At 65.2% G+C, this 12,970-nt stretch carries 14 protein-coding genes; 8 read left to right on the forward strand and 6 right to left on the reverse strand.

Annotated features, from left to right (window positions below):
- Positions 1–24: 24 nt before the first annotated feature.
- Complete coding sequence (locus DCM79_RS13640) at positions 25–507, reverse strand: tautomerase family protein (protein WP_257180272.1); 483 nt, start codon at positions 505–507, stop codon at positions 25–27.
- A 123-nt stretch (positions 508–630) separates the two neighbouring features.
- Here DCM79_RS13640 and DCM79_RS13645 point away from each other — a divergent pair, with 123 nt between their 5' ends.
- The 3 genes from DCM79_RS13645 to DCM79_RS13655 all read left to right on the forward strand — a co-directional run bounded on the left by DCM79_RS13645 (position 631) and on the right by DCM79_RS13655 (position 4,192).
- The gene (locus tag DCM79_RS13645) at positions 631–1,218 is read left to right on the forward strand and encodes a TetR/AcrR family transcriptional regulator (RefSeq protein ID WP_257180273.1); all 588 of its coding nucleotides are present in this window, start codon (positions 631–633) and stop codon (positions 1,216–1,218) included.
- 14 nt (positions 1,219–1,232) lie between these two features.
- Entirely contained in the window at positions 1,233–2,018 is a 786-nt protein-coding gene (locus DCM79_RS13650; RefSeq protein WP_257180274.1) for a 2-keto-4-pentenoate hydratase, read from the forward strand.
- A gap of 92 nt (positions 2,019–2,110) precedes the next feature.
- Positions 2,111–4,192 carry a methyl-accepting chemotaxis protein gene (locus DCM79_RS13655; RefSeq protein WP_257180275.1) on the forward strand — a complete coding sequence of 694 codons (2,082 nt, stop codon included), beginning with the start codon at positions 2,111–2,113 and terminating at the stop codon, positions 4,190–4,192.
- A 120-nt stretch (positions 4,193–4,312) separates the two neighbouring features.
- On the opposite strand, the gene DCM79_RS13660 is transcribed toward DCM79_RS13655, so the two are convergent.
- Together DCM79_RS13660 and DCM79_RS13665 are read right to left on the reverse strand one after the other, a co-directional pair.
- On the reverse strand, positions 4,313–4,903 hold the full coding sequence (locus DCM79_RS13660) for an NADPH-dependent FMN reductase (RefSeq protein WP_257180276.1): 591 nt from the start codon (positions 4,901–4,903) through the stop codon (positions 4,313–4,315).
- Between the two features lie 50 nt (positions 4,904–4,953).
- Complete coding sequence (locus tag DCM79_RS13665; RefSeq protein WP_257180757.1) at positions 4,954–5,901, reverse strand: AraC family transcriptional regulator; 948 nt, start codon at positions 5,899–5,901, stop codon at positions 4,954–4,956.
- 300 nt (positions 5,902–6,201) lie between these two features.
- Here DCM79_RS13665 and DCM79_RS13670 point away from each other — a divergent pair, with 300 nt between their 5' ends.
- Genes DCM79_RS13670 through DCM79_RS13680 form a run of 3 tightly spaced genes read left to right on the forward strand, consistent with a single transcriptional unit; the run spans position 6,202 to position 8,799 of the window.
- Complete coding sequence (locus DCM79_RS13670; RefSeq protein ID WP_257180277.1) at positions 6,202–7,311, forward strand: DUF2336 domain-containing protein; 1,110 nt, start codon at positions 6,202–6,204, stop codon at positions 7,309–7,311.
- Positions 7,308–7,640 (forward strand): PilZ domain-containing protein, encoded by a 333-nt coding sequence (locus tag DCM79_RS13675; RefSeq protein ID WP_257180278.1) that lies wholly within the window; start codon positions 7,308–7,310, stop codon positions 7,638–7,640. Before DCM79_RS13670 ends, DCM79_RS13675 begins: the two co-directional genes overlap by 4 nt.
- A 49-nt stretch (positions 7,641–7,689) precedes the next feature.
- A complete protein-coding gene (locus DCM79_RS13680) occupies positions 7,690–8,799 on the forward strand; it encodes an HD-GYP domain-containing protein (protein WP_257180279.1) in 1,110 nt (369 codons plus the stop codon).
- A gap of 361 nt (positions 8,800–9,160) precedes the next feature.
- Here DCM79_RS13680 and DCM79_RS13685 read toward each other — a convergent pair whose 3' ends face one another.
- The gene (locus tag DCM79_RS13685) at positions 9,161–9,838 is read right to left on the reverse strand and encodes a nitroreductase (RefSeq protein ID WP_257180280.1); all 678 of its coding nucleotides are present in this window, start codon (positions 9,836–9,838) and stop codon (positions 9,161–9,163) included.
- Between the two features lie 130 nt (positions 9,839–9,968).
- On the opposite strand from DCM79_RS13685, the gene DCM79_RS13690 reads away from it, so the two are divergent.
- Positions 9,969–10,931: an alpha/beta hydrolase gene (locus DCM79_RS13690; RefSeq protein ID WP_257180281.1), complete on the forward strand. Its 963-nt coding sequence runs from the start codon at positions 9,969–9,971 to the stop codon at positions 10,929–10,931.
- A 6-nt stretch (positions 10,932–10,937) separates the two neighbouring features.
- Here the strand turns inward: DCM79_RS13690 and DCM79_RS13695 are convergent, their stop codons facing one another.
- A complete protein-coding gene (locus DCM79_RS13695; RefSeq protein ID WP_257180282.1) occupies positions 10,938–11,402 on the reverse strand; it encodes a cupin domain-containing protein in 465 nt (154 codons plus the stop codon).
- 160 nt (positions 11,403–11,562) lie between these two features.
- Between DCM79_RS13695 and DCM79_RS13700 the strand changes: the two genes are divergently transcribed.
- Entirely contained in the window at positions 11,563–11,811 is a 249-nt protein-coding gene (locus DCM79_RS13700) for a hypothetical protein (RefSeq protein ID WP_049820148.1), read from the forward strand.
- A gap of 139 nt (positions 11,812–11,950) precedes the next feature.
- Here DCM79_RS13700 and DCM79_RS13705 read toward each other — a convergent pair whose 3' ends face one another.
- Positions 11,951–12,826, reverse strand: a complete 876-nt coding sequence (locus tag DCM79_RS13705; protein ID WP_257180283.1) for an MBL fold metallo-hydrolase — start codon at positions 12,824–12,826, stop codon at positions 11,951–11,953.
- Positions 12,827–12,970: the final 144 nt, after the last annotated feature.

The raw sequence follows: 12,970 nt of genomic DNA on the forward strand, positions 1-12,970 counted from the left end.
CCGGTCAGTGGTGTTGATGGCGCGTCAGGCCGGCGGCTGAACCGCCGCGCGGATCGCCCTGATCCGCTCCGACGTGAACACGCCGGATTCGAGCAGTTGCAGGATCGAGAGCACGCCGCCCCGCGAGCCCCAGCTTCCCTCGTCGATGATCTCGAAATTGACCCACCAGGTCGGCGCCGGGATCGGCATCCCAAATGCCTCCGCGAGCCGCGCGAGCACGTTGCGGATCACCTCCGCGCGCACCTCGGCCGGCCAGGCCGCATTCATCACCGCGATCCTGACAGCGATGATGTCGCGCGGGCTGTCCTGATCGGACAAGAGCCGGCCGCCGATCGCCATGCAATCGGCGGGCAGATCGTGGAAATGGACCTGGAAGCCCGCTCGCGCGGCCGCCACGTGCTGACCGAGCTCGGGCACGAGCACCGCGTCGGTCAGGCTTTCCGCGAGGTGGCGGCGCTGCGTCGGGCTGAGCCGGCCCGCAGGCGCGGTCACGGTGATGATGGTCAAACGACGCTCTCCAAGACTATGACACGTGTCATATTTCATTCCGACTTGCTTATGTCAAGCGTCATAGTCTACACCGGAACGCCAATCACGGGATCTCCGATGACCTCCAGTACCCGCGACAAGATGATCGCCGGCGCCGCCGACTTGATGAGCCGCCGCGGCGTCAATGCCACCAGCATGCGCGACGTCGTTCGCCATACGGCGACGCCGCGCGGCTCGATCAGTCATCACTTTCCGGACGGCAAACGGCAGTTGGTCGCCGAAGCCGTGATCTTCGCCGGCAAAGAGGTGTCCATTCCCCTGGAGAGGACCATGAGCGACCGCGGCGTGATCGACGGCTTGCGGGCTTTTGTGGCGTCCTGGCGCCGCCGGCTGGCGACGACCGGCTTCGAGGCGGGGTGCCCGGTGCTCGCGGTCGCCGTCGACCGCTATGTCGGAGAGGCCTCCGACAAGGACGATGACGCGGCGCAGCAGCATCTGCTCGCTCTCGCCGACGGCGTGTTCACCGAGTGGCGGCAAATCATGCGCGCAGCCTTGCTGCGCGAAGGCTTGGCTCCGGAGCGCGCCGAGCGGCTTGCAACACTCGTCGTCGCCGCGATCGAGGGCACCGTCGCCATGTGCCGCGCAAACCGCAGCGCCGATGCGCTCGATCAGGTTCAAGAAGAGCTGGAGACGGTCCTCGCGGCCGCCCTCACCCAAGCCAAAAGATAGAGTGGAGACGCCTCGTGGATTCATCACGGCAACGCGAACTCGCCCGTCACCTCGCCAATCTGCGCCGCGAGGGCCGGCAACAAAGCGGCCTCGATGAGCGCCTCGTGCCACCGGACGCCGACACGGCCTATCTCGTCGCACGAATGGTGGAAGAAGAACTGAGCTGGGATGTCGTCGGCTGGAAGATCGCCGGCATGAAGTCCGGGCTCCAGCGCCAGCTTCGCATCTCCTCGCCGATCTATGGGCGAGTGTTCGCGCCATTGATCAAGAGCTCGCCCGCCAGCGTCGAACACGCCAGGCAATGCAGCCCGATACCGGAAGTCGAGTATCAGGCGCGGCTCGGCGCCGACCTGCCGCCGCGCGCGAAACCCTATTCGGTGGATGAGGTCGGCGACGCCGTCGCCTCCTTGCATCCCGGCATCGAGCTTGCCGAATGCCGCTTCGTTCACGACGCTGCGTTTCCACCGATGCCAGCAATCATGGCCGACGGCTCTGGATCGGGAACAATCGTGCTCGGAGAGGCAATTGCCGATTGGCGCGACCGCGACATCACCCATCAGGACGTCATCCTCAATTGCAACGGGGCCGAGAGGCGCCGCGGCTCCGCCGCAGAGGCGATTGACCATCCGCTGGTGCCGCTGGCCTGGCTCGCCAACGAGTTGTCGCGGACCGGCATAGGTCTCAAGGCCGGCCAGACCATCAGCACGGGCACGCTGACCGGTATGCTGCGACCGAAGGCCGGGGAAACCTACGTCGCCGATTTCGGTCCGCTGGGCTCGGTAAGCGCGACCTACTGCTGAGACGGCCCCATCGGCCAGAGCGTAAACCCGAGATTAACGCCGGCAAACTATCGTCCGAGCAAAATAATTCTCCGTTATTTGCCGGACAGATCATGAAAATCGGTACGCTCCTGACCACCGCCATCGTTTCGCTCTCGACCGTGGGCGGCGGCCTCGCCGTCTACGTCGCCGTGACCAGGTACCAAACGATGGAGCGCATCACCGAGGCGCAAGGCCGGCTGGCGATCGTCCGCGCCGTCAGCGACATCCCGCGCTACCTCAATCCCGAGCGCGGCTTTTCCACCAACATCCTTTATGGGCCGGCCAGCATCGACCCGGCGCTGCTCGCCGAGCAGGACAAGCTGCGCAAGCAGACCAACGGCGCCCGCGACAAGATGAACGCGCTGCGCAAGGAGCTGCCCGGCTCGTTCGACGACGGCGCGGCCATCGGCAGCAACATCGACGGCATCAATGCGAAATTCACCGCGCTGCGCGAGGCCATCGACAAGGCGCTGGCAGGCCCAGTCGAGGCGCGCAAGGACGCGGCCAAGAAGATCGTCGCCGACAACGTTTTGCTCAACAGCGGCGTGACCGCGCTGCTCAACGAGCAGGTCCGCCGCATGGCGATCCTCAACGGCGACGCCTACCGCCAGGCCAGCTACGCCAACATCGCAATGACGTTGCGCGACGTCGGCGGCTTCAACTCCAGCCTGCACAAGAATCTCGTCGGCGGCAAGAAACCGGCCACCGACGCCGAGAAGGCCGACATCGCCCGCTCACAGGGCCGCAACGACCAGATCGTGATGTCGCTGCAGGAATTGCGCGGCAATCCAACAACGCCGGCGAACGTCGCCGCCGCGCTCGAGAAGTTCAACGCGAGTTACGTCGAGGAGTTCGGCCGCGAGCTCAAGCTGGTCAAGGACGGTGCGATCAGCGGCAAGTACGAACACGACATGGAGACCTATTACGCCGCGACGCAGCGCGGCCTCAGCACCATCATCGAGGTCCGCGACGCGTTCTATGACAATGCCGAGCAGATCCTCGCCGGCGCCTCCTCCGCCGCCCGCACCAGCTTCACCATCGCGCTTGCAGGCCTTGCCGCCGTGCTGATCGCGAGCATCGGCCTCATCGTGATGGTCCGCCGCCGCGTCTGCGCTCCGATCGTCAACCTGACGACGCGGATGTCGCGGCTTGCCGAGGGCGAGGTTGCGGACGGCATTCCCGGCGCCGAGCGCTCCGACGAGATCGGGGCGATGGCTGCGGCCGTTCAGGTCTTCAAGGACAACATGATCCAGGCCGACCGGCTCGCGGCCGAGAAGCAGGCCGAGAGCGACGGCAAGATGCGCCGCGCCCAGGCACTCGACGAGCTCACCCGCGCCTTCGAGGCCAAGGTCAGCGAGCTCGTCGGCGGCCTGTCGCGGGCGTCCTCGACCATGGAAAGCACCGCGCAGTCGATGACCTCGACGGCGGCCCAGACCAACAGCCAGGCCGCGGTCGTCGCCGCCGCCTCCGAGCAGACCTCGACCAACGTGCAGACCGTCGCCAGCGCCACCGAAGAGCTGACCTCCTCGATCTCCGAGATCGGCCGCCAGGTCGCACAAAGCACCGAGATCGCGGCCCGCGCCGTCGACAACGCCCGCCGCACCGGCGACACCGCACGCACGCTGGCCGAGGGCGCACAGAAGATCGGCGACGTCGTCACGCTTATCCAGAGCATCGCCGAGCAGACCAACCTGCTGGCGCTGAACGCCACCATCGAGGCCGCCCGCGCCGGCGATGCCGGCCGCGGCTTTGCCGTGGTTGCCTCCGAAGTGAAATCGCTGGCGGGCCAGACCGCCAAGGCGACGACCGAAATCTCCGAGCAGATCGCGGCGATCCAGACCGCGAGCGACGAGACCGTGGCCGCGATCCGCAACGTTGCCGACGTCATCGGCGAGATCGACCAGATCGGCACCGCGATTGCCGCGGCGATCGAGGAACAGGGCTCGGCCACCAAGGAGATCGCCCGCAGCGTCCAGGAAGCCGCCCGCGGCACCCAGGAGGTCAACAGCAACATCTCCGGCGTGCAGCGTGCCGCCGACGACACCGGCGCCGCCGCGCGGGAAGTGCTTGTCGCCGCCGAGCAGCTCTCGACCCAGTCGCGCGATCTCGCCGGACAGTTCGACCGCTTCCTCGGCGAGGTCAGGGCGGCGTAGGGGCGGATTCGTAGCCCGGATGGAGCGAAGCGTAATCCGGGAAAGTGCCGTTGACGCACGAGATCCCGGATTGCGCTTCGCTCCATCCGGGCTACGGTACCGTCTTCCCGGCGAACGACATCAATAAGGCGGTGCTTTCCTTGCCCGCTGCGCTTTCGCCGCTTCAATCCACCACGTCAGATCGTCGGCAAAGCGGGGGAACGAGCGCTCCAAGGCCTTGCCGCCCTCGCCAATCGGCTCGCCCTCGGCCGACAATGTCTGCGCGATCGGGCCGACGCCGATGGTGCTCGACACCACCACCATGCCCATCTCCGACAGCGTGCCATGCCAGGCGGTTGCGGCGCGCGCGCCGGACAGCCGGCCGGCCGAATAGCTCACGATCGCGGCCGGGCGCCAGAACCATTCTTCGAGGAAATGGTCGGTGAGATTCTTCAGGCCGGGCTGGATGCCCCAATTGTATTCGCCGGTGACGAACACGAAACCGTCGGCGCCGCGGATCTGTCCGGCCAGCTTTTCCAACGCCTCGGGTGCCGCGCCCTTGGGATATTCCTTGTACATGCGGTCGAGCATCGGCAGGCCGATCGCCTTGGCGTCGATGAAGGTGACGTCGTCGCCGCGGCCACGCAGCCCGTTGATGACGAAATTCGCAAGGCGGATGCCCATGCGGTCGGAACGGTAGGAACCGTAGAGGACAAGAATGCGATTGCTCATGGTCCGACGGTAGCACGAAACCGGCGGCGGGCTCTACGCGATTTGTCAGACTATCGTCCGCGCCCGCGCTCCAGGGTTTGCGACGGCGTCTCACCGAACTGGTCGCGGTAACTCCGGGAGAAGTCGCTGAGATGCCAGAAGCCGAAGGCGAGCGCCACGGCCTTGACGCTGTCGGCGCCGGCGAGCAGCCGCCGGCGCACAAGCCACAACCGGCGCAGGCGCAAGTAACGGTGCAAGCTCATGCCGCGATAGCGGCGGACGATGTCGTGCATGGTGCGGACAGACAGTCCGAGCTTGCGCGCAATCTCATCGCTGTAGATCGGCTGCGAGAGATCATCGGACAGAAGCGTGCTGATCTGCCGGAATATCCTGAAGTTTCGCTCGTCATTGGGACGCAGGGTCCAGCGGACCGAAACGACGTCCTCCAGCGCGTGGTCGACGGCTGCGAGCAGAGATTCCTTCATTGCTCTCGCCTTGAGGGTGAGATCCGCCGCCTCGATGGGCTCTGAAGCCGCGGCCATGACCTCACGTACCACACGGCGCAACCTGCCAAGGCCGACCGCGCTCGTTTCGAAGATCTTGAAGGTCTGGGAAGCGCTTGGCCAGCCGCGGTCCGTCACCTCCGGCCTGAAGATCATCGACGCGATTTGCCGCTGCACCTCCTCGATGATGGTGTAGGCCGCGCCGCCGCTGCCGATGACGATGGCCGGACGCGCACGCTGCGAGCCATTGAAGCGTATGGGCACGTCAAGGTCGTCCATGTTGAACCCGACCGCAGTGCAATTCTCGACGAGCTGCGCGTCGACCACGCGCGGAAATGCGGTCGTCAGATTCACGTCGCAGCCCGGCAAGGACAGAATGATCTGCTCGGCCGAAATGCTCCGGACGAAAGGCGTGAATTCTAAGTCCAGGCCGCGGATGGCATACCGAAATTCGTCGACGTCTGAAAAACGAAATATTCTGGGTGCCAACCCGGGCACGTCATCAATACTGTTCATGGCGATACGAAACGCTGCGCCGCAATTGACGCGCGTCCGGCGGCGGTGCCGGGCTCCCTTCCCCATTGATTTTTGCGTCAGACCAAGAGAATCAATCTTAACGTGTCCTGGCCAGTTGGCGAGGGCACGATTGCAAGGACAAGCCGAGATGCCGGATCTCGCCGAATTTCGATAGCGTTTTTCAAGAGTTCGGCGCTGCACACTACCTGAATACGCGATCCCTAAAACTCAAGTTAACGCCCTTAGGGTGCAATGAGCCCTGTTGGATCGTCAAAGTTATTTCAATTCAGGCTCCCTGCCATGATGGCAAATTCGCCTGCGGATATTTTGGTTGAGTTGGAAGATGCAGTCGCAACGTGTCCGCTGGACCGTTGCGCCCGGATCCTCGAAGGCATTTTGCAGTTGCTCACTGGGAGCTGCGACCGGTCTCAGGAATTGCTTGCCAATGTGGTCGACGGCGTCCTGCTGCGGTTGACGGAGCGGGTCGAGGCCGGCGCATTGGTTCGGCTCGGCGGGGCGCTTGCCGAGCTCAAGGTGGCTCCGCCGCAGACCTCGCGACGCCTTGCCTCACACGACGATCCCGACGTGGCCTGCCCCGTTCTGCTCAAATCGCAGGCGCTGTCCACGTCCGATCTCGAAACGATCGCGATTTCGAGCGGCGAACGGCAGCAACTCGCGATCGCCGCCCGCGCATTCGTCGAGCCGCCATTGACCGAGACGCTCATCGGGCGCGGCGGCCGCGCCGTCCACCTTGCGCTGATCAGCAATGCAGGGGCACGGCTCTCCGATGCCGCCTACGTCGCAATCGTCGAAAAGTGCGTGAGCGATGACGAGCTGACGAAGGCACTGGCGCTCAGACCGGGCACGCCCGATGCGGTGCTGCGGAAGTTGCTATCGGCCTCACCGAATCCCAACGTCCGCGCGGACCCGAAGGCTCCCTCCGTCTCGCCTCCTCGAGCGGCGACGCCGACGGTGCCCAAGCTGCCCAACGCGACCGCCTATGCAAGCGCGCGGCCGGAGATCGTTGCGCTCAACCACATCGGCAAGCTCAACGATTCCACGGTGAACCGCTTCGCGATCCGCGGCGAGACGGCCAATCTGTTCACGGCCTTGTCGCTGCTTTCGGGGGCTCCCATCGAGATTGTCGAGCACGTCATGACCGACGACGATTGCGAGGGCCTCGTCATGGCCTGCCGGGCTTCGCGGCTGAACTGGCAGACCACGCTTGCCATCCTGAGCAACCGCAACGGCATCAGGCTTTCCTTTGCCGAGCGTGAACGCGCGCAACACCTTTTCGAGACACTGCTTCTGTCCACCAGCCAGTGGACGGTGCGATGGGGGGAAATCGCCGCCAATGCCCAGGGCAATGGTTGCGGAAAACATGGCGCAAGAGCGGGGGTTAGCCGATGAAATTCGACGGCCGCAAGGCAGCGCGGGTGCGGATGGACCACAGGCAGCCGATCAATCTGATGGGCTCCGACGGCACATGGCGGCGCAGCTGCGTTCTGCTCGACGTGTCTCAGACAGGCGCAAAGGTCGAGGTCGAGGGCACGCTGGACGTCCTTCAGGCCAAGGAATTCTTCATGCTGCTGTCATCGACCGGGCTCGCCTATCGGCGCTGCGAGCTGGTCTGGATCGATGGCACCACAGCCGGCATTCACTTCGTGACTGCGGACGGCAAGAAGAAGCAGGCGAGCGCACCGTCGGCCGCTCCGCAGACCATGGTGCGGAGCAAATAGGCAGAGCATTCAACCCACAGCGTAATCCGCGACAGTCCAGGTCTAAGCCGTGCAGAACGCGCGAACCATCCTCAGCCCCGCTGACAGAGACCGCACCCGCGAGAAGGAAGCGGCCCGCCCGTTCGTGCACGTGCTGGCCGACAGATCCGAGAAGCTGGCGGGCGTCTGCGCGATGCTCGAGGAGCGTTTCGCCGTCGCCGGCGAACGGCTGGATGCCGAAGCCAAGCTCTCGCAGGTGCCTTCCGCCATCGTCATCCGCGCGGACCTGCGCGACATCGACAACATCGCGGCCATCAAGAAACGGGCTGGCAAGCTCGCCAAGGCGACGAAGCGGATATTTATCATCGAGCACAGCTCTCACGTCGGCATCTCGCAAGCCTACGCGCTCGGGGCGACGCTCGTCCTGTCCGGTCCGATCAACCGGCCCAGACTGCTGGCGGCCCTGTCTGATCCGGCGGATCGCTCGTCGAGCGAGACCGCACAGTCCGATACCGCGGTCGAGGCCGCGGCAACCGCGATTGCCTCGATGTTCACTGCGGTCACCCTTGACCAGCCCCTCGACATCGACGGCACCAAGGAGGCCGGCCGCCAGATAGCCGATCGCATCACCGAGCGAGGCCTGTCGGAATGGCTGACGACGGTACGGCGACACCACGAAGGAACCTACCAGCATTGCCTGCTCGTGACCGGCGTCGCCATCGACTTCGGCCTGAGCCTCGGTGTCGGTCAAGCCGATCTGGAGCGCCTCTACTCGGCAGCCATGTTCCACGACATCGGCAAGGCACAGATCCCGCTTGCCATTCTCGACAAGCCGGGCCGTCTCGATGCGGAGGAACGGGCCCTGATCGAAACCCATCCGGCCGCGGGCTACGCGTTTCTGAAGGGGCACGACAAGATTTCACCGGAAATTCTCGATGCCGTTCGCCATCATCACGAGTACCTCGACGGCAGCGGCTATCCCGATGCGCTCTGCGCCGAGAGCATCGGCGACATCGTACGAATTCTGACCATCTCGGACATCTTCGCGGCGCTGATCGAGCACCGGCACTACAAGCCGACCATGCCCCGCGCGGAGGCCTACAACGTCTTGTGCGGAATGAATGGGAAGCTGGAAAAGGCTCTGGTCCACTCGTTCAAGCAGGTCGCACTCACGCGGTGAGCGCGACGACCCGTCTCGAACGCACCCTAATGGGTCGCACGATAGCTGGCGCGGCGCGGGATGGACCGGCACGCCAGACCATCGGCCAGCAGCTTCATGTCCTCGTGCCGGCCGCTCCGAATCAGCCGACCGAACTCTTCGGGTGTGAAAGGAAGACTTGGATCTTCATCGATCGGGCGCCGCAATCGCGGGCCGAAGAAACGCCGAACCAGGCTAGCCAGCCGCCGCATGTCAATTCCCTCGCGCCAGCAACAAACCTCTCACCGGACATATTGTTCCTCCCGCACCTTCGAGATTGCAAGAGGCCGCTTGGGGCTCCGCACCAAAAATTTCGCGAGAGAATAATCTCCTCTCGCACACGCTAGTCGGCAAAACCAACGTAGCGTACAAACTCCTGATTGTGCTCGCGATCCGAACGCACCGCGTTTGCGGCAAAGCCGTCGTCCGGATAGCCCATCGCGACGCATGTCATGATGACCTCGTCCTCCGGAATCTTCGCCACCTCGCGCACGATGTCGGAGCGCATGATGCCCTGCCCGTTGATCACCGAGCCGAGGCCGCGGTCCCACGCCGCGAGCACGATGCCGTAGCAGAGCGCGCCGAGATCGAAATGGCAGACCGCGCCGGGATCGAGCACGCGGTCGTAGGTCAGGACCAGCGAGACCGGCGCGTCGAACTGGCGGAAACCGCGCAGCACCCAGTCCTGCCGCATCGGCTTGTCGTCGCGCGCGATCCCCATCGCGCCGAACAGCTTCTTGGCGATGTCGACCTGGCGCGTGCGGTGCACGCCCTGATACTCGCCGTGGCTGACGATGTCGCGCTTGACCTTGGCGCCGCCGACCATCTCCTCCATGTTGCGGCGGCGCACCTCTTCGAGCGGGCTGCCTGTGAGCACGTGGACATGCCAGGGCTGGGTGTTCATCGACGACGGCGCGCGCTTGGCGCTCTCGATGATCGCCTCGATCACCGCGCGCGGCACCGGCTCGTTCTTGAAGCCACGCACGCTGCGGCGCGACTGGACCAGCGTTTCGAATTCCACCTCTCAGAACCTCCCTGCCCGTTCATCCGCCGGCGTGACGACACGAGGCCGGTTGCCGATGCGGCGCGCAAAATCTATGCTAACCCGCAAGCAAGACCAAGAACCCTGCAAGAAGCTTGGAGGAGCCGCCATGGCCGCGCCACTCGATCCCGTCATCGCCGAGATCATCCCGCTCATGCCGATGCGCGATCCCACGGTCATGACGCCACAGAGCGCCCGCGATTCCTTGCGTGCACTGGCTGCCTCACGCGCGGCCATCCCGCCGCCGCCCGTCGATAGCATCGAGAATATCAAGGTCGAAGGCGGCGCCGGCCCGCTTCCCGCGCGGGTCTACCGGGTCGGCACCACGCCGGCGCCGACCGTGGTGTTCTTCCATGGCGGCGGCTGGGTCGCGGGCGACCTCGAGACCCACGACCGGCAGGCGCGCAACCTTGCGATCGAGACCGGCGCCGTCGTTGTCTCCGTCGACTATCGGCGTCCGCCGGAAACGCGTTTTCCTGGCGCGTTCGAGGACGCCTATGCCGCAGTGAGCGACATCTTCAACCGCGTCGCGGAATTTGGCGGCGACGCGCAACGCCTCGGCGTTGCCGGCGACAGCGCCGGCGGCAATCTCGCCGCGACCACCGCGATCGCCTGCCGCAACGCCGGCATCAAGCTCGCCGCGCAATTACTGGTTTATCCCGTGACCGACGTCCTCGGCGCTTACGCCGACGCGCGCGAGAATGCGCGCTATCCCTCGCGCGCCGAGAATGCCGAGGGTTACTTCCTGACGCGTGCCACGATGGAATGGTTTTGCGGCCATTATCTCGCCGATCCCGGCCATGCTTCCGACTGGCGTGTCTCGCCGCTGCGCGCAACGTCCCTCGCCGGTGTCGCACCTGCGGTCGTGACCACCGCCTGGTTCGATCCCCTGCGCGACGAGGGCACAGCCTATGCGCGGGCGCTGGAGGCGGCCGGCGTGCGGGTCAAGCACCATGAGGGCCCCGGACTGATCCACGGCTATTTCGGCATGGGCGACGCCTCCGACGCCGCACGCGCCGAGGCACAAGCCGCCCGGGCCGACTTCAAGGCGCTGCTGATGCGTGGCGCGTAGGATGCGTCAGGCGCTCCGCGCTCGCTGCGCGCCGGTGTGCCCCCAGGTCTCGTCCCAATCCTGACCGGCGGCGTCGACGACGCGGCCATCGGCTTCGAAGAACTTGTTCGGCACCTGGAAGATCGCAAGGATCAGGGCCCCGTCCGGACACCACGCGGCATGGCGGCTGCCCGCCTCGCGCCAGATGAACTCACCGGCCTTGCAGGCGATGCCCTGGGCCGGCCCCTCCTTGTCGACCAGCGCACCCTCGATCACCCAGCTCTGCTCGATACCGACGTGCTCGTGGTCGGGCAGCACCGATCCCGGCGCAAACCGCATCAAGGCGGTCATCAGGCCCGTGCGCCGGTCGAACAGCAGCGTCTTGGCCTCGCAGCCCGGAAAACGGGTTTTCTGCCATTCCATGTCTTGAGGCCGAACCAGGTGAGAATGCTGGTCGGCGGCTTCCTGGTGTTTCGGGATCACGGCGTCCATCACGATGCTCCATCCAGCTCGGCTGACCCAGCCTAGCAGGATTGGCCGCCGGGGTCAGCGAGCGGTGCAACAGACCAGGCAACAGGGCCGTCATCCAGCTTGATTGCGCCACGATTCCCGGCTCCAATCCCGACGCCATTTCTGGCTGACGGAGACACCCATGATGAAGCGGATTTTCCTCGCTGCGATCGTTGCCACCTTTGCAGCAGGCTCGGCCTTTGCGCAAGAAACCTGCGAGAGCAAGGCGGTCGGCAAGGACGGCAAGCCGCTGGCCGGCGCCGCCAAGACCTCGTTCCTGAAGAAATGCAAGGCCGATGCCTGCGCGCCCAAGGCCGTCAGCGCCGACGGCAAGCCGCTCGCCGGCGCCGCCAAGAACAGCTTCATGAAGAAGTGCGAGACCGGCGCCTGATCGCAGCGCATTCGCTGCTTTTTGGCGAGTAATCGCTCTCCGCACTCGTCATGCCCGGGCTTGTCCCGTGCATCCACGTTCTTCGTGCAGCGCTGGAGATCGTGGATGGCCGGGACAAGCCCGGCCATGACGGCGGACTTCACGCCCGCCTGAACCGATAATCGAACGCATCGCCCAGCGGCCTGATCCATCCCACCGTCGGTGCCGGAAAATGGACCGGCAGGATCAGCGTGTCGGTGTCGGCAACGGACGCGAAAAACTTGCGCCGCGACAGTGCCGATTGCTTCGGATCCCAGTCGGGTCGCGCCGACCAGTCCGGCTCGCGGCACTGGATCTGGTGATGCATGAGGTCGCCCGCGACCACGGCGCGCTGCCCCTTCGAAAAAATGTTCACGCAGCAATGGCAGGGCGAATGCCCCGGCGTCGGCGTCAGCGTCACGGTGTCGTCGAGCGCGTAGTCATCGTCGACGAGCAGCGCCTGCCCCGCCTCGACGATCGGCAGGCAATTGTCGCGGAAGACCGTGCCCGGCGGATTATTGCCCTTGGCATGCTCGGCCTCCCAGGCCGCGTATTCCCCCTTGTGGAAGACGTACTTCGCGTTCGGAAACGTCGGCACCCAGCGGCCGTCGCGCAAGGTCGTGTTCCAGCCGGTGTGGTCGATATGCAAATGCGTGCAGAACACGTAGTCGATCTGCTCGAAGGAGATGCCGAGCGCGAGCAATTCGTTGCGCCAGCGCTCCTTGCCGGGAAAATCGAACGGCGGCGGATGACCCTTGTCCTCGCCGGTGCAGGTGTCGACGAGAATGGTGTAGCGCGGCGTTCGCACCACGAAGGTCTGATAGGTGATCACCATCATGCCGCGCGCGGCGTCGAACACCTCCGGCTCCATCGTCGGCAGATGGCGCTTGAACACGCCCTCGTCATAGGCCGGGAAGAAATCCTGCGGCCGCCGCCACGGCCCCTCCCGCTCGATCACCGCATCGATGGTGATGTCCCCGATCCTGAGTTGCCGCATCGCTGTTTCGCTCCCCTCTTTGAGGGAAGCGTAGCGGCCGGCATGGGACCATTCAAGCCGTGCAATCCGCACCGCGCTCCTGCGCGACGATTGCCGCAAATCAACCTCAAACTCGGTCGACGGTGATCGCGAAATTGGAAAGAT

It is taken from the genome of Bradyrhizobium sp. WBOS07 (genome assembly GCF_024585165.1).
Classification (GTDB): Bacteria; Pseudomonadota; Alphaproteobacteria; order Rhizobiales; family Xanthobacteraceae; genus Bradyrhizobium; species Bradyrhizobium japonicum_B.